The organism is Aeropyrum camini SY1 = JCM 12091 (genome assembly GCF_000591035.1).
Classification (GTDB): Archaea; Thermoproteota; Thermoprotei_A; order Sulfolobales; family Acidilobaceae; genus Aeropyrum; species Aeropyrum camini.
The window spans coordinates 429,744-446,373 of the sequence record NC_022521.1 but is presented as its reverse complement, the minus strand read 5'-3'; the positions used below and the strand labels follow the sequence as shown (position 1 = coordinate 446,373).

Sequence of the window (16,630 nt, the reverse complement as noted above, 5' to 3'; positions counted from 1 at the left end):
GCCCCTAGGCTATCCTCCTCTCGGATACTATTGGGGTCCTGGAGGGGGTTGGATGGGCCTCCACTATGTAGGCTTCACCCCCATACAGCCTTACAACGGTCTTGAGGAGGTCCTCCCGCGGCGGCAGCATTACAACCCCGCCCCTCTCCTCCCCCAAGCCTGTGGGGGCGGTGGAACCCCTGACCTCCCCCCACACAAGGGTTCCGTGGCTGGTCGGCTCCTCATACCAGTATGCGTCTCTGGCTGCTGAGGACCTCAGCCTGTTGCCGGTCTGTATAGAGTCTTTGAAGCTGGCGGGGCAGAAGTGGACGGGCACACTGCTGTTCTCCGCCGCCCACCTCAAAACCCTCAGGGCGGCCTCGAGGGCTCCTCTAACGGTGAAGGGCCTCTCACCACTCTCTGTATACCCGCGGGCTAGGAGGGCTCTCGCGTTGGGCTCCACTATCTCCATCTCGTTCAGGTTAACGAAGCCGCCGCCAGCGGCCTCTACAGTCTTAACAGCCTCGATAGCCAGCCCCTCCAGCCCGGGGGCTATGGGCATCTCAACCCCCACGCTCATACCTGTATACCTCTTAACCATCTCAACCCTCGAGAGAAGGCTCCTCTCCGTGGGGTGTATCCTCACCTCGTCTACACCGGCGCGCCAGAGAGCCCTGGCAACCTCCGGGGTCATCCTCCGGCCGCTCGTGTAGAGGTGTATATGGAACCCCCTCCCCAGCTCCGACTTAAACGCCTCCGCCACCTCGAGGGTCCTGTGGAGCGCCACCAGGGGGTCTCCGCCTGTGAGGCTAGCCCCCGAGGCGCCTGTCCTCAGGACCTCGGACACCGCCTCCCAAACACTAGACACGGGGACCTCGTTAACATAGAACACGTCCCTCCCAAGCTTGGCCCTGCTAACTGGGCAGTAGAAGCAGGAGTCGTCGCAGAGGCCTGTCACGAACACAACCGCCTTCCGGCCTGGGAAGCACAGGTCACACCCCCGGGCCATCCAGACGCCTCTAGAGCCCGCTAGGAGGGCCTTGAACGGGTCTCCCAGCAGCCTGCCCCTAGCCCTCTTCAGCCTGACCGCGGCCGCGGCGCCCATAGCCCCAGCACTCTCCCCCAAACAGTTCTATCTTACGCAGCCTTAAGCTAATATCCCATACACCACAGAACCCCCGCGTGTGGTGCTCAAGCTTAAACCTCCCCCTAGACAATGTGGTGGTTGGGAGTATCGGGTTGAACGCTAGGCTAGTTATAGGCGTTTTCCTCGGCCTGGTTATGGTAGCGTCGACGTTTGTAGTGGTCTTCCAGGGCTTCGGCCTGACAGCCCCAGCTGGGGGAGGCTCAAGCTCCTCCGGCGGCGGGGGCGGCGAGCTAGAGGAGCCGCAGGGACTCTTCCCCACGGTGACACTTACAATACCCCTTGCAGAGGGGGATAGGCTTGTGTACGAGTCGACGTCAACGTCCACCAGCGGCACCAACGTTGCTACGAACTCAGTCTCCATTGTCAAGCCGGGGTGGCCCGAGAGCGAGGTGAAGGTCCAGCTGCTAGAGGCTGGGGACCCTGTGGTGACGTCCACGCCGGAGAAGGGAGTGTTGACAACCACTCTCCTAGCCCTCCCGGAGGAGTATCTCGGGCAGCAGGAGATCGTTGTTCCGGTCTACATACCCCCGGGGAGATCGGGCCTCTGCATGAGGATGTCGCTCGAGGCTGGAGACGGCGGGGGCTACGTCTATAGGGGGTACGCTAACGTTGGCGACTATACCGTGACTGTGAAGGCCGTCTATAGGGGGGACGGCATTCTAGAGTCTTTCGAAGCCGGGATAGTTGGCGGGGGACTATCCATACGCTACACCCAGAGCCTGGTCGAGGCTAGCGTCTCGGGCTCCGACACCGGGGTTAGCGTTGAGTGGGAGTGCACCGCCGACGGTTTCAGCAGCAACCTCAGCTACGTTAGGGAGGGGCTGGCTGTGCTGAGGGACGGCGGGCTAACATACATAACGCCGGAGGAGTTCAGGCAGCTGCTCCAGGGCGACGCTATACTGGCTGTGTATAGCAAGACATGCCCACACTGCCATAGGGACTGGCCGCAGCTGCTCCAGGCCTCCCGGGAGATTGACGTTCCCATAGTAATGTTCATATGGGGCAGCCTCATAGGGGAGAGGGAGCTCTCCGCCGCCAGGCTGGAGATGAACAAGGCTGGTGTGGAGGGTACCCCCACACTGGTGTTCTACAAGGACGGGAGGATCGTGGACAAGCTGGTGGGCGCCACACCCTGGGGCTTGAAGGTGGAGAAGGCCAGGGAGATATACGGCGGCTGAGGGGGGCCGCGCGGCTACTCTCCGGCCACCGCCTTTATAGTCTCGACCGCGGCTATGAGTATCTTTGATACAAGGTCAGCCTCCCTCTCGTCTTGCCTCTCCAGAGCCCTAGCGTCAGTCTCCACAGGCCTGGGCGTTGGTGTTAGGGGCCGCTCCGCCACCACGACCGAGAGCGCGTTAAGCCTCTCGAACTGGTACTGCAGCGCGTAGAGGGGGGCTGTAACCGTGTCGGCGGCCCTCACATCCCTCAACCCTATGTACTCCTCGGCGTCGTCGTAGCTCCACCCCATCCTGAGGCTCTGCATGGTCACCGTCGTGCCGGGGCTCACCGACCCCTTCAGTACTCCCAGCTCCGCGTATGCTAGGAGGCCTCTAAGCAGCTCGGCTGAGGCTAGGAGAGGGGTGCCGGGAGGGGCTATTCTCTGGGAGACGGTGTCCAGGGGTATGGCTGCCTTGGCTAGCACCACCCTCTCACCCTCCTCACCCCTCCTGCCAAGCCTGGCACCCCGCGTTATAGCTATAACATTCCTTATGCCGAGTATGAAGAGCTCGTAGACGGCCTCGGCGACGGCCTGCGGATAGGGTGGTATAAGGCCTATGAGAAGGTTCGCCTCACCAACCCTCGCTACTGTGAACCTGAAGCCCGGCGACCCGGTGTATTCCCCCCCGTATATCGTGGAGGCGCCTCTAACCGTCCTAAGATAAACGTCGGGGTGGTCAAGCAGCACGGCGCTTGTAGCCGGCGAGACGCTGGGTATCCTGGTCACTATGCCGACGCCGCTTGACATAGCCTATGCAGCACCCGCATCAAACTCTGTGTTGCAAGCCGGCTCGTATAACCCTTAAATGCCCTCAAAAACACCGGGGCTTATGTAGGGGGTGAGACCATTATTGGCTCAGATACCGTCCTCGAGGACCAACGGCTCGGGGGCGCAGATGAGGGTTTTCGGCCTACACGTGTACGGGAATTTCTATGAGTGCGCCAACACCGAGATCCTGAAGAGCCCTGAGAAGCTTGAGAAGGCGGTACTCGACGCTGCCAGAGAGGGTGGCATGACGGTTCTAGACATAAAGTCCTGGAAGATCGGGGAGGGCGTGAGCGTCGTCGCCATAATACTGGAGAGCCACATAACAGTGCACACATGGCCCGAGTACAGGTTCGCAACCGTCGACGTGTACAGCTGCGGCAGCCACACCAACCCCCACAGGGCCTTTGAGGTCCTCGCGGAAGCCCTGAAGCCGGCTAGAGTAGAGAAGGGGGTCGCAGAGAGGCACCTGGAATAGTAGAAGCCCCCCGGCGCCGCCGGGGGGTTGCACACGCGGCCCCTCACAATATTTTTAAGACGACTCCTCACTCAGCATATCTTCACAGCCTGCAGGTCCTGGGGAACTATAACCCTGGTACCCCTGGAGGCCTGCAGGGCCTCATCCTCGCTCTCCGGAGTCAGGTGGTATAGGAGGCCTAGACTCGATTTCGAGGCTATCCCCACAGCCTCCCCCACGGTAGAGTGGCCGGTGACTGCGGCCTTCTCGGCCATGCTGGAGGGGAGAGTCGCCTCGTGGACTGTAGCTAGGGCCTCCGGTGCTCTCGAGGCCAAGGCCTCGGTGGGCCTGGTGTCGCCGCTCACAAGTATGGAACCGAGCCCAGCCAGCTCCAGCTCCAGGCTCAGGGCCTCCACGGTGTGCTCCGCCCTGTAGCCCCTAACACGTATTAACCCCTCGACACCCGCCTCCTCACCCGGCTGTAGAGGGAGGAGGGAGTATTCAACCCCATACCTTGCCGAGGACCTCACCCCCGCCTCAACAACACTCCTCACAACACCCGCCGCGGCCGGGGGGGTATACAGGGTTAGGGGAGGCCCGCCACGGAAGGACTTCACGAACGACAGTAGCCCCAGGCCGCACACGTGGTCGTAGTGGCCGTGGGTCACAAACACCACCCCCACAGACTCGGGAGGGTATCCCAGGGCCTGGAGGGCGTTGGCGGCCCCGCAGGACGCGTCTACAAGTACCGCGGCCCCCCTATAGTCTAGGAGCAGGGAGGACTGCATCCTCCGGGGGTGTACGGCGGCTCCAGTACCGAGGAAGTAGAGCTCGGCGCACGACAACCCAGAACACCAACGAAGTACTTTGATGTGGGCTGGAAGCTTTAGCGGACAACACTACTCCCTCGAATGACCTGGCGGGCCCCGGCGCCCGGTGGGAGGCGGGGTGGAGATGCTATTCAGCAGCCCAGCGCCCCTGGGGGCTGGCTTAGATGGGAGGCCCGCGCCGTTGGCCTCCACGGCCACCATAACCCCATAACCCTCAGGAAAGGGTTGAGGGCGGGGCGGGAAGTCTCTCTATTTTATACGGTGTGAAGCTGCATGGCCGAACGTCTGTGTGCGTCAACCTAATATCCTCACCCCCCAATATACTATCCTGGTGAACCCGTTGGCCGCTTCTCTAGAAGCTGGTGTGTTGGAGGAGGCTTTCGGCTACTCTGTGGAGGTGTTGAAGAGGCTGGTCTCGATCCCGACTGTCGCCCCCCAGGGGGACCACTATGAGGAGGCCGCGGAACTCCTAGCCAGGGAGCTCGAGTCCATGGGCTTTGAGGTGGCTGTTGAGAGGGTCCCCGCTGAGTATCAGAGGGAGAAGTGTAGACACGCCTCCGAGAACCCCAGGTTTATAGTCTACGGCAGGAGGGGGGAGGGGGGCCCCGCCCTCCACTTCAACGGCCACTACGACGTCGTGCCAGGCGGGCCGGGGTGGACTGTAACAGAGCCTTTCAAGCCTGTGGTGAAGGATGGGAAGCTCTACGGCCGCGGCGCTATAGACATGAAGGGGGGTATAGCCGCCGCCCTCGGCGCCTTCAAGGCCCTCCAGCTCTCGGGGGCCTGGCCGCAGGGGCTTAGGCTTGAGGCTGCCTTCGTGCCCGACGAGGAGATCGGGGGCGAGTGCGGCACAGGATACCTTGTGAACGGGATGGGTGTGACGCCCGAGTACGTTATACTGCCGGAGCCCAGCGGCCTGGAGAAGCCGTGGCACGGCCACAGGGGTATACTCTGGATGAAGGTCCGGGTTAAGGGGAGGACTGCTCACGCCAGCACGCCCTGGCACGGGCGGAACGCTTTCCTGCTGGCGTCTGCCATAGCCCTAGACCTCCAGCAGGCTCTCGCCGCTATGTACGCTGGAAGGAGGAGCAAGTACAGGATAGAGCCTGAGGAGTCCGCCAGGCCTACAGTATCCCTGGGGGGCGAGGCTGGCGTCACCGGGGGAGGGAAGACTAACCAGGTGCCGGGAGAGTTCTACTTCACGGTGGACAGGCGTCTCATACCGGAGGAGACCGTGGCCCAGGCGCGGGGCGAGCTTGTCGGCGTGCTGACCTGGCTCTCTGTGAAGCATGGGGCTGAGGTCGAGGCGGAGGAGGTCATCTCTGCGGAGCCGGCTATAAACGAGCCGGGGGAGCTGTACGAGGCTCTCCGTGAGGCGGCCCGCCAGTCAGGGAGGGTTATAGGACAGCCTGTTGTATGCCCCGGGGGCCTTGACATGTGGTACTACACCGTCAAAGGCTCTAAAGCCCTTGCATACGGGCCCCGCGGAGAGCTGGCCCACGCTCCAGACGAGCATATAGACCTTGTCGAGCTGAGGTTCCTGGTTGAGGCGTTCGCCAGGCTGCCCCTCACCCTGGCAGGGGCCCTGCAACGGCGAACTTGAACAGGTGCACCAGTATAATAGCCCCCACAGCGAGCATCAGCCCCCTAACCATCGAGTACAGCTTGCTCTCGCCGCTCACAACGCCTAGGTAGAGGCCTAGGGCCGCCGATAGTGTAAGTGCTATGGCTAGGGAGGCCGCGAAAGCCTCTCCCATGCCGAGGAGGCCGTAGGCCGCTGCGATATAGGGGGTGATGCTTACCAGGGGGAAGGCTATCACACCCACCCCGCTCCAGAGCGCTATGTAGAGGGGTATTATGTTGGCGGCCTTCCAGTATATGCTCCTCCTCAGGCTCCTCGACACCTTCTTCTCCAGCCTAGACAGCTCCTTAAGCCTCTCAGCCCTCTCGCTGAGATAAACACCCACGACCCCGCTCAGAACACCCATAGCAAGCGACCCTCCCATAATGCTCATAACCATGACAACCGGATCAGCCCCGCTGCTGTAGCCGCCTATGTTAACGCCTATGGCGGCCAGGAGACCATCGAAACCGTTGGTCACAAACATCCTCCTAGCTATGGCTGGCGTGTCGGGATACACCTGCACTATCCTCCTATACTCCATGTACATCTCCCTGAGGCGCCTCACCAAAGAGCACCGGAGTATGAGTGTGTAGAGTCCCGAAGGGGAAATTAGGATAATGCGTGAAGCCAGGATTGCCGTCCCCCCACATTATAGCCCCATAGCCCCAGTTCCTACTGTGATGTGGTTTTCATCCAGCTCCGCCTCGCCCGCGCTGGCAACCAAGCCCCCTCTGGGGTGTTGCGGAGGGCGGTGGAGCCCAGCGGCGTGGGGCTCATATCTAGACTAACCCTATGGGTCTTGGAACACCGCTCCCATCACCCGCAGGGGTCGAGAGAAGAACCTAGGCAGGTTATGAATATAAACTCTACAAATCCATAATTTAAGCATCAGCCCCGTAAGGGGGCTTCCCGGGGCTTCCTGATTAGCCCTGGGGGGTTTGCCGTTAAAAAACAGGGTTGCATGCAAAAATATAGTCTAGGTCTATTATCTCCTTGTAGCCCTTCCCCTGGCCTGCCTTCTAGGCTTGTCTACATGTTGTCTGTAGATGGTCCTCCTGTCGCCAGTTACCTCCACCTCGACAATGCTGGAGTGTGGGATAACGACTATCCTCTCGTCTACTAGCCTTAGCTTGCAGGAGGTGCAGACGTAGAACCTGGTTATCATGTGCCTTCCACCCTCTTTCACGGTCTCGCTGGCATAGTACATCGGTATCCTGCACCTGGGGCAGACTACACTGCCGTTAACCCTCAGGTCCTCGAACCTCACGCTGGCCATCTCTCCAACACCACTCCACTCGCCAACAGCCTTTCGAACACCCCGAGGTCCTCGTTCCACGCAGGCATTCTCGAGCCTTGGACCCCCTGCCTACACTTACTCCGGCAGAGTCTCTGGGTAGGGGGCTCCGCCCCCACTATTCTTTGGGTTGTGGGTAGGCGGTTTAAGAAGTTTGCACCGTTCTCCCCGCGATACAGCCATCCTAGCCTCGCAGGCTTTGTCTCGTGTGCTCGGAGGAGTGTCGCTCCTCATCCCCGTTGTGGTCAGCGTCGCTCCACCGTCCTCATCGCTGGCTAGGATGTGTGGTGGGCCCGGGGGGATTTGAACCCCCGACCACCCGGTGTCTCACGCGGGTTTGGCTCGAACCCGAGACCCGGCGGTATGAGCCGGGCGCTCTACCTGGCTGAGCTACGGGCCCAGGCCTCCACAGCTATCTACAATTCCTCCCAGGGTTTAATACTGTTTCCGGAGCTGTTTCCGGATTATTTCCACTTCTGCAGGTAGAGCCTCTGCTCCTCCGTGAGCCTGTCTATCCTTATACCCATGGTCTCCAGCTTGAGGCTGGCGACCTTCTCGTCCTGGCTCCTCTCAACCCTGTGCACCCTCTTCTCCAGCCTCCCCCTCTCCCTGGCTATCTTGAGGACGGCGAGGGCCTGGTTGGAGAAGCTCATGTCCATAACCTCGCTGGGGTGGCCCTCGGCCGCGACCAGGTTGACCAGCCTCCCCTCTCCTATCAGGTATAGCCTCCTCCCGTCGGGGAGGGTGTACTCGTCTAGGTATCTCCTCACCCTCCTCTTTGAGACGCTCATCTCCTCGAGCGCCTTGACGTTTATCTCCACGTTGAAGTGGCCTGCGTTTGCAAGTATAGCCCCGTCCTTCATCTTCTCCATATGCCTGGAGTCTATCACGTTTATGTTACCCGTCGCGGTTATGAACACGTCGCCGACGGAAGCGGCTTCGTCCATCGTGGCGACGGAGAACCCGTCCATAGCAGCCTCGAGAGCCCTTATCGGGTCGACCTCGGTGACCACAACCCTGGCGCCCATCCCCCTGAACCTGGCGGCTATACCCCTGCCCACCCATCCATAGCCCGCTACAACAACCGTCTTACCGGCGATCAGTATGTTAGTGGCTCTGAGCACCCCGTCTACAGTGCTCTGCCCGGTCCCATACCTGTTGTCGAACATGAACTTCGTCAGGGCGTCGTTAACAGCTATCACGGGGTAGAGGAGCCTGCCCTCCCGCTCGAGGGCCCTAAGCCTTATGACACCCGTTGTAGTCTCCTCCGTGCCTCCCCACACCCTCTCCCCCACGCTCCTCATCTCCTCGTGCAGGAGAACGTGGAGGTCGGCTCCATCGTCGATAACTATGTCCGGCTCCCTCCCGGCCACCGTGGTTAGAGCCCAGTTATACTCCTCGGGGGTCATGCCCCTCCACGCGAAAACACCTATACCAGCCTCCGCCAGGGCCGCGGCAACCTCGTCCTGGGTGGAGAGGGGGTTGCTGGGGGCTAGGTAGACCTCGGCCCCCCACTCCCTCAGAGTCTCAACCAGCACCGCCGTCTCCTTGGTGACGTGGAGGCACGCCGCAACCCTAACACCGCGCAGCGGCCTCTCCCCCCTCATCTCAGAACGCAGCCTCATGAGCACTGGCATGTGCCTCTCCGCCCACTCTATCTGCATCCTGCCCTCCCCGGCCAGGGAGGGGTCTCTAACCTTGAAGCCCTGGGCCAAGCCTAGGCACCCCTCTTCCCCCCACAGGGTTTGCATCCAAGGCTAAAAGGCCTCTGGACAAACCTTGCATCCATGAGGGGTGCCTATAGACTTTGGGCAGGCGGCGTAGGAAGAGGATGAGGAGGCAGGTCCGGAGCGTCCCGCAGGTTTACAAGAGATACTTCACCTGCCCCCGGTGCGGCAGCCTCACGCTCTCGATAACCCTAACCCAGGCTAAGGATGAGGAGGGGAATGTGAAGAGCGGGGTCAAGAGGGCTGTGGCGGTGTGCGGCAACTGCGGCCTCCGCTGCGAGATGGAGGTGCCCGAGGGTCTGGAGAAGGTTGACGTGTATAACCTGGTGAGCGACGCCTATTTCGAGGGCAGAGGGTGTGGAGAGGTTGGCGGGGAGGAGGCTTCTGGAGAAGCTCCTGGAGAAGAGGAGGTCTAGCGGGAGGCTCCACTTCACCCTGATAGACCCCGACAAGACAGGCCCCGCCGAGGCCGGGGAGATAGCGGCTAGAGCTGCCGAGGCGGGGAGCGACGCCGTGCTGGTAGGCGGGAGTATTGGCGTTACTTTCGAGGAGACCGACGAGGTTGTGAAGGCGGCGAAGACCTCCGGCCTCCCCGTCATACTATTCCCGGGGGGCCATACGAACGCGAGCCGCCATGCCGACGCCGTTCTCTTCCTAACAGTGTTGAACAGCGACAACCCATACTACATAGTCCAGGCCCAGATACTCGGCGCCCCCCTGGCCCTAAAGCTCGGGCTAGAGGCTATACCGACCAGCTACATAATAGTCGGCTACGGAGGCGCCGCGGGCTTCGTAGCAAGGGCCAGACCCATACCCTACGAGAAGCCCGAGCTGGCAGCCCTCCACGCACTGGCAGGGGCAATGATGGGGGGGAGGATAGTATACCTCGAAGCCGGGAGCGGGGCCCCCAAACCCGTCCCCCCAGAGGCAGTAGCAGCTTCGAGGAAGCTCATAGACGCCGCCGGGTACAGGGGCGAGGTCCTCCTCACAGTGGGCGGGGGCGTGAGGACGCCGGAAGCCGCGAGGGCCGCGGCGGAAGCCGGGGCAGACGTCCTAGTCACAGGCACGCTAGCCGAGGAGAACCCGGAGAGGCTGGCCGAGATTGTGAAGGCCTTCAAGTCGGGGTCACCCACATAGCCGCGGTTCAACAGCCTCAATACCAGCTGCACTGTCGCAACCCCGAAACGCCAGACTACTCCAGGCGGCTAACGCCCCCCCGGGTGGAAGCCTGTGCAGCATAAACCCGTTATTCAAGATAGGTGATCCTGCTAAGGGCGGGACGCCGGCCCTCAAGCCTCCGGGGAGGTTTGGGGAGGCTGGGCTGTCTAGCCGGTGCAGCCTGAGAGTTCGCCGCCGTACTTAGATCTTAGGGCCTCTTCGACATCCACCCCAACCAGGTTGGCTATGCTGATTGTCCATGCTATAACGTCTGCTATCTCCTCTGCGATCCCATCCTTTTCACCCCTTCTAAGGGCCTCTGAGAGCTCTCCAACCTCCTCCACAAGCCACGAGAAGGTTTGGAAAAGCCCCCGGGCCGCGTCCCTCTCGAGATACGCCTTCCTTATAGCCTCCTGAACACAGCTAACCCTCAACACCAACATCCCCCACCAGGATACTACTGGCTCTGGGGCTTTGAATCCGGCGAGGGAAGAGGTGGGAGGTGCATAATATCATAAACCCCTTGGGCCTACTGTATACCCGGGGGTTACCCTGGGTTGTCGAAGAATAGCTTTATTAACCTGAGACAGCTCCTTCTAGCCTTAGCAATACTCGCTATACTGGCATTAGCCTCCTCGCCCCCCCTATCAGCCTCTCCGGGCGAGGCGCCCCAGCAGGGGCTGATCGCGGGGGAAGAGCTTGAAGGGTTCTACACTAGGGTTTACGGGCTGAGGGGCTATAGCCTGCCTGGAGGCGTTACGGTTCAGCTGTCGGCATACTCAGAGGGGAGGGGCCTCCTGGTGGCGGCGGGCTCCTCGCCCGGGCTCGGGAGCCTCGTTATGGGGGTTGACATGGGGTCTAAGAGCCTCTCATGGAGCCAGGCCCTCGTCGGCGACCCCACAGAACTGGCTATAGACGGTTCAACAGGCTCCTGGGCGGCTGTGGGAACCTCTTCCGGAGAGGTCGCCGTTATAAACCTGGATAACCCTAGCGTCAGAGCAGACTTCTACACAGCCTCCAGGCTAGGCGTCTCAAGCCTCCTAGTGTGGGACGGGGGAGGAAGCCCTAGGATAGTGGCGGTGGATGGCGGGGGGGCGGCTTACCTTGCAGACCCGACTCTCGACGGTTGGGTCGAGTTCAGCCCCACGGGGGGCGGCGGGGTTGAGCACGGCTTCGCCTCCCCGCCTGTCGCCGGGGTGTTGGGGGACAAGGCCGTCTCCCCCACCGGGCAGTGGAGCCTGGGCACTACGGCCTCACTAATCCTCGGCGCCCTCCAGAAGGGCTCCACAGTATCCAACACGTCGGACTCGTACTACGAGGGCCTCGACGCCCGGGTCTCGGGCTTACTGTTCTACAAGACCCCTTCGGGCGCAATACTCCCCGCCACGCCGCAGGAGATATTCGACAGCGATAGGGGCGTGTTGACTAGGTACACCCTCTACATGGCCTCAACCCCGGGCCAGGGACTCCGCATACTAGTCCCCCCCAGCTGGTCAGGGCTTGGTGTCGAGGAGGGTTATGTTGACGATTACACAGGCCTCGCCGTCCTGCCGAGCGAGGTCCTCGACGCCCTGGTGCCGGCCACAGACCAGACCCTACTATTCCTGTATACAGAGTCTACTTACCTAGTGGACGAGCAGGGTAACGAGAAGCTCCTGAGCACAACCTGCTATGCGGCCGAGACACCCCTAGACCCAGAGCCGGGCTCCCATGTAGACCTTGATATAGTGATAATGGAGTTCGTGAGCGACGCAGACAGCCTAGAGACGTGCATAGACGTCCTGGGTTTGGAGCGGGGTGTGAAGCCGCTGCAGCCGCTGCTCAACATCACGCTGGAGACCAGCCAGGCTAGCTTCAGCTATGTGGACGACACCTGGATGGCCTGGCTCCCACTGCCCGAGGACCTGGAGGCCGACGGGCTGGCAGGGGCTACGGTAGCGGAGGTCTACACCCCGCTGAACCCGGTGTTCGACGGGTTCTCCAAGCTGCTGTTAGTGGGCAGCGGGCAGGGCTTCCTACACATATACTATCTCGACGACAAGGGCTACCCGGCTCGGGGGAAGCCGGCCCCCCAGTCGATATACCTTGGCGGCGCGCCCACCGAGGTCGAGATCGCTGGCGGGGGCGGCGTCATTTACGTGGGGACCTCAAGCGGCCACGTCTACATGCTCAAGTACAGGCAGGAGACGGGGCTCTACACGATATCCCACGCCCTCTCCGTGGACGAGAGCCCTATAACATCCATCCTAAACCTAGAGACCCACATAATAGCCGCGAGCCAGCAGGGCATACTGCAGGCGGTGGACGTAGAGAGTTGGGAGCCCCTATGGAGGAACCTACCGGGCTTCAAGGGCGTCGACACGGGGCTCTCGAACCCCGTTATAGTTAGTGTCACCGCGGAGCCGGCGGTTATAGTATCCCTGGGCGGGGGGTCTGTGTATACCTTCGAAAGCCCGGCCTTCGACCTTAACCCGGTCATACTGGACTTCACGGTAACCCTTGAAACCGTCTCTGGAGCCCGGGAGGTGAGTCCAGGAGACCTGGGGGTGGAGGCAGGCGGTTCGAGAGCCGTGATAAGAGGCCCCGGCGGCGGGGTATTCGCTGTCGACCAGGGGGTTTGGGATAGGGGCTCCATAACCCTCTACGTCCCCCGGGGGGAGTACACGATAGAGGTGGAGCTGCCCGGCCTAGGCAGCCTGTATAGGGACGTCGAGGTCCTCCAGCCCCTGGTGCTCGACAGCATAGAGGTCAGGCTGAGGGAGGTCGCCGTCGAGGCTCTGGTCCCCGAAACACCCCCCACCCCGGAGTATAGGGAGGCCTACGACCTCTACTCAGGCCCCATAGGCGGGGTGGAGCTCACACTAACCCCCACCAGCTCAACCCCGGAGACGCTGGGCTACAGGCCCAGCCCCCTCCAGGTTGAGGCTGTCACAGGTGAGGATGGCAGGGCCGCTGCCATAGTCTGGAGCGGGGTGGAGTATAGCGTGGACGGCTCCTCCCCCATAGTCTCGTCGGTGGAGGGTAGCATAGCCGCCGAGGGGCTGGGCCCCTTCACAGTGGAGGCGACGCTCAGGGTCTACCCCCTGGACATAGCGATCTACGACGCGGAGGCGTACCAGGCGGGCGTGCCGTTCACAATCAAGCCGGGCTCAATAACGATATCCACACCCACAGGCAGGAGCACACAGGTCGAGAGGCCGGGCGACACCGTCAGGGTCTACCTGCCCCCAGGCACTTACACCCTCACAGTAGAGGCTCCGGGCTACAGCCCTGCAGAGGCCCAGGTGACCCTGGGCCAGGCAGCTGCGGCCGTGAGCGTGCTCATGGAGCCGACGGACAACGAGGTGACGGTGCGGGCCGTGCTTCAAGACCCCACAGGCCTCTTCATCGGCAGCGTCAAGGGGGCTAGGATAGTCTTCACTCTCGAGGAGCCCGACCTGGGCTATAGTGTAGAGGTTGACACGGGGGAGGAGGGGGAGGCCCAGGTTACCCTGAGGAGCGGTGTCTACAGGGTTGAGGTGGAGCACCACATACTAGGCAGGGTTGTGTACAGCGGGGTGGAGATAGTATCGTCGGGCAGCCTCGACATGCCGATCCCGGCTGGGCCTTCGAAGCTGTCCATCAGCATGGTGGACGGGGAGCTGGGTGTCGAGGCGCCTGGGGGCTTCATAGTAACGGTGACATACCTGCTAACCGGCGAGTCCAGGAGCTTCACAACCCGCTCCAGCGGCATGGAACTCGAGCTGCCCGAGGGCCTCTACAGGATCCTGGTATCGTCGCTCGAGGGCTACTACGAGGAGGCCGAGGCCAGCGTATCCCTCGAGGCGGGTGCGGAGGAGGCCGTAACCCTTTCCCTCGAGCCAGTTAAAATTCCGCTGGTAGTTAACGCTGTGTATAACGACCCCATCGGGGTGGCCGTCGGCGGCGTCGGGGGCGCGCTGGTAGTGGCGACACCTCTAGAGACCCCGGTGCAGGTGGGCCAGGAGGTGGAGACCACCGACAGCCAGGGCCGGGCCGTCTTCCTCCTAAGACCGGGAGTATACAAGGTGGAGGTAACCCACCCCTACACCGAGGAGGCGGTGCTAGAGATAGACCTGTTCAAGGCTAGCAGGAGCGGCGTCGAGGTTAGGCTGGGGCTGAAGCCCCTCTACGGCGAGGTGGAGATTACTCTCCTGGACTCAGACCTTGGGGTGGAGCTGCCCTCCGCCATACTTAACATAGTTTGGCAGGGCTACAGCCAGTCCTCCCAGAAGACCCTAAATGTCGAGGGTGGAACGATCACGATTACACTACCATTCGGCAGCTACATCCTGGAGGCGGAGCTGCCCGGCTACTACACCCCGAGGATGCACAGCTTGACGCTGTCTCAGGACAGGGTCTTCGTCAGCCTAACCCTAGACCCCATAGTCGTTGACGTTAAGGTTAACATTTTCTACTCCAGCTCAACAGCGGTTATAGGAGCGGCCGAGATAACACTACCCCCCACCCCCGCTGGCCTCGCCTCAGTCACCCTAAGGCCCGACGACCCCATACTCAAAGCACTGGGCGTCGACCCCATCTCCACCGTTGCAGACGAGACAGGGGTTGCAGAGGTTAGTGTGAGGGCCGGTTCCTATATAGTCGAGGCCGAGGCCGGGGGCTCGGTCGCTGGCTCCAGAGCCTTCATAGGCGCCGAGACAACCGCCCTATCGATATCTATAAAGCCGAAGGCCCACCCAGTGGAGCTGGCCGGCTTCGACCCCGACCTGGGCGTGGAGAGGGGGGTTATAGAGGGGGCTAGGGCTGTGCTGAGGATGTTCAACGGGGTCGAGCTTGAGGAGCCTCTCCAGTTCACCCTACCGGTGAAAGCCATACTCCCGCAGGGAGTGTACACACTGGAAGTCTCGGCCGAGGGCTACCCAGTCTCTACCGTGGAGATAACAGTCGAGTCACCCGGAGCCGTGTACGTGCCCATAGAGCCGCTGAAGGTCGATGTGGCTTTCACCGTCTCGGCCGACGTTAGTGGAGAGGCTGTCCCCGTCCTCTGGGGGACCCTCATACTAGACCACACGGAGATAGAGGAGGAGAAGCCGTTCGAGGTTGAGATAACGCAGGGCAGCGGCGAGGCGAGGCTGAGGCCCGGCCTCTACCGGGCTGAGTACAGGGTGGAGGTTGGGGGTGTAGAGGTCTCGGTCGACGCCGGCAACATACTAGTCCCCGAGGAGGGGGGCGGTGTGGAGGTCGTGATAAAACCGCCGCTGGCCGCTGTCAAGGTGGCGGCGCTGGACAGCGAGTTCTCCGTTAGGCTGCCCGAGTTCTCGGTCTCCTACACCTACCTAGGCCCCTTCGGCCAGCTGGAGGGCGTGGTTGAGGGTGCTAAGGGGGAGGCTGTGCTACAGCTGCCGCCGGGCCGGGCGTCCCTAGAGGTCGGGGCTCTGGGCTTCAGGCCAGCCAGCCTGTCCCTGGAGATAGCGGGGGATGTGGAGCTTGAGGTGGAGATGGAGCCCATAGTATTCGGGATAGCCGTGAGCCTTGCAGACCCCGACGGCAACCCGGTGGAGGAGGAGGTTGAGCTGGTTCTGAAGCACACAACCCTCCCCCTAGAGCTGAGGGCCCGGGGTGAGGGGCCGATATTGAGGCTAGAGGGGGTGAGGCCCGGCAACTATATAGCTGAGGTTAACGTGGTCTCCGAGGAGTCCCTCCTAGCAGACACGCAGCTCAGGATCACGGTAACCCAGGAGGGCGCCGTGGTGCCGGGGGTGCTGACGGTGGAGTACAAGAGGCTCACGGTCGAGCTATGGCTGCTCGACGCGCTCACGGGCGAGCCCATAGGCTTCCCCTACATAGTCGAGCTGGAGAGGCAGGCTCCCGAGGGAGGTCTAAGCTACAGCGTCGAGACTGTTGTTAGGGGTAAGGCGGTCCTATCCCTACCCCCAGGCACCTACAAGGCCAGCCTCAGCCCGGAGGCGGGCCAGTCCTACTACAGGGTAGACACGGCGTTCAGCTTCACCGTTCTAAAGCCTGGGAAGGTGGAGCTCAGGATAAGCCCCATAATGTACACCGTTACAGTGCTGGTGGTCGACGACAGGGGCTCGCCGCAGCAGGGCGCGCTGGTGAGGGTCCTCTCCGAGGAGGGGGTTGAAGTCGCCTCAGGCCTGACCGACGGGAGCGGGAGCTTCACTTTCCAGGCCCCATACGGCATCTACATAGTGAACGCCGAGAAGCCGGGCTACAGGGAGTCAACGGGCACCATACAGGTCCCCCAGTCCACAACGCTAACAATAACACTCAACCCAGGCCCCCTCGTGCTCCTGCAGAGGTACGGCCCGATAGCGGTGGGCTTCATAGGCCTAGCCGCCCTGGCCGCCGGGATATACAGGATAAGGGAGAGGATAGCCCGCAGGCTGCTCGAGGAGGAGGAGTATTTCTAAACCCCCAGCCCCCACCCTTT

General features: G+C 61.8%; 13 protein-coding genes and 1 tRNA gene. 6 read left to right on the top strand and 8 right to left on the bottom strand.

The features are described 5' to 3' along the window. Positions 1–4: 4 nt before the first annotated feature. Positions 5–1,105, bottom strand: coding sequence for a radical SAM protein (locus tag ACAM_RS02470; RefSeq protein ID WP_022541228.1), 1,101 nt, complete (start codon positions 1,103–1,105; stop codon positions 5–7). Positions 1,106–1,218: 113 nt separating this feature from the next. Here ACAM_RS02470 and ACAM_RS02465 point away from each other — a divergent pair, with 113 nt between their 5' ends. After that, positions 1,219–2,304, top strand: coding sequence for a thioredoxin family protein (locus tag ACAM_RS02465; protein WP_022541227.1), 1,086 nt, complete (start codon positions 1,219–1,221; stop codon positions 2,302–2,304). Positions 2,305–2,318: 14 nt separating this feature from the next. On the opposite strand, the gene ACAM_RS02460 is transcribed toward ACAM_RS02465, so the two are convergent. Beyond that, the gene (locus tag ACAM_RS02460; RefSeq protein ID WP_022541226.1) at positions 2,319–3,092 is read right to left on the bottom strand and encodes a nucleoside phosphorylase-I family protein; all 774 of its coding nucleotides are present in this window, start codon (positions 3,090–3,092) and stop codon (positions 2,319–2,321) included. Positions 3,093–3,195: 103 nt separating this feature from the next. Between ACAM_RS02460 and speD the strand changes: the two genes are divergently transcribed. Further along, a complete protein-coding gene (gene speD, locus ACAM_RS02455; protein WP_022541225.1) occupies positions 3,196–3,588 on the top strand; it encodes an adenosylmethionine decarboxylase in 393 nt (130 codons plus the stop codon). 71 nt (positions 3,589–3,659) lie between these two features. Here speD and ACAM_RS02450 read toward each other — a convergent pair whose 3' ends face one another. Further along, positions 3,660–4,412: an MBL fold metallo-hydrolase gene (locus tag ACAM_RS02450; protein ID WP_022541224.1), complete on the bottom strand. Its 753-nt coding sequence runs from the start codon at positions 4,410–4,412 to the stop codon at positions 3,660–3,662. A gap of 325 nt (positions 4,413–4,737) precedes the next feature. On the opposite strand from ACAM_RS02450, the gene ACAM_RS02445 reads away from it, so the two are divergent. Further along, positions 4,738–6,000 carry a M20 family metallopeptidase gene (locus ACAM_RS02445; RefSeq protein ID WP_158318583.1) on the top strand — a complete coding sequence of 421 codons (1,263 nt, stop codon included), beginning with the start codon at positions 4,738–4,740 and terminating at the stop codon, positions 5,998–6,000. Here ACAM_RS02445 and ACAM_RS02440 read toward each other — a convergent pair. From ACAM_RS02440 to ahcY, 4 genes are all read right to left on the bottom strand, one after another. Further along, entirely contained in the window at positions 5,966–6,586 is a 621-nt protein-coding gene (locus tag ACAM_RS02440; RefSeq protein ID WP_062662366.1) for a hypothetical protein, read from the bottom strand. The genes ACAM_RS02445 and ACAM_RS02440 overlap by 35 nt on opposite strands. 420 nt (positions 6,587–7,006) lie before the next feature. Further along, positions 7,007–7,297 (bottom strand): hypothetical protein, encoded by a 291-nt coding sequence (locus ACAM_RS02435; RefSeq protein WP_022541221.1) that lies wholly within the window; start codon positions 7,295–7,297, stop codon positions 7,007–7,009. Between the two features lie 303 nt (positions 7,298–7,600). Then, positions 7,601–7,715, bottom strand: a tRNA-Ile gene (locus tag ACAM_RS02430). Between the two features lie 64 nt (positions 7,716–7,779). Beyond that, a complete protein-coding gene (gene ahcY, locus ACAM_RS02425; protein ID WP_173391726.1) occupies positions 7,780–9,066 on the bottom strand; it encodes an adenosylhomocysteinase in 1,287 nt (428 codons plus the stop codon). Positions 9,067–9,122: 56 nt separating this feature from the next. Here ahcY and ACAM_RS02420 point away from each other — a divergent pair, with 56 nt between their 5' ends. Continuing rightward, positions 9,123–9,458 (top strand): Zn ribbon-containing protein, encoded by a 336-nt coding sequence (locus tag ACAM_RS02420; RefSeq protein ID WP_022541219.1) that lies wholly within the window; start codon positions 9,123–9,125, stop codon positions 9,456–9,458. After that, positions 9,409–10,179: a phosphoglycerol geranylgeranyltransferase gene (locus ACAM_RS02415; protein ID WP_022541218.1), complete on the top strand. Its 771-nt coding sequence runs from the start codon at positions 9,409–9,411 to the stop codon at positions 10,177–10,179. Before ACAM_RS02420 ends, ACAM_RS02415 begins: the two co-directional genes overlap by 50 nt. A gap of 188 nt (positions 10,180–10,367) precedes the next feature. Here the strand turns inward: ACAM_RS02415 and ACAM_RS02410 are convergent, their stop codons facing one another. Further along, the gene (locus tag ACAM_RS02410; RefSeq protein ID WP_022541217.1) at positions 10,368–10,634 is read right to left on the bottom strand and encodes a MazG nucleotide pyrophosphohydrolase domain-containing protein; all 267 of its coding nucleotides are present in this window, start codon (positions 10,632–10,634) and stop codon (positions 10,368–10,370) included. Between the two features lie 123 nt (positions 10,635–10,757). Between ACAM_RS02410 and ACAM_RS02405 the strand changes: the two genes are divergently transcribed. Beyond that, entirely contained in the window at positions 10,758–16,610 is a 5,853-nt protein-coding gene (locus ACAM_RS02405; protein ID WP_022541216.1) for a carboxypeptidase regulatory-like domain-containing protein, read from the top strand. The last annotated feature ends 20 nt before the right edge of the window (positions 16,611–16,630 follow it).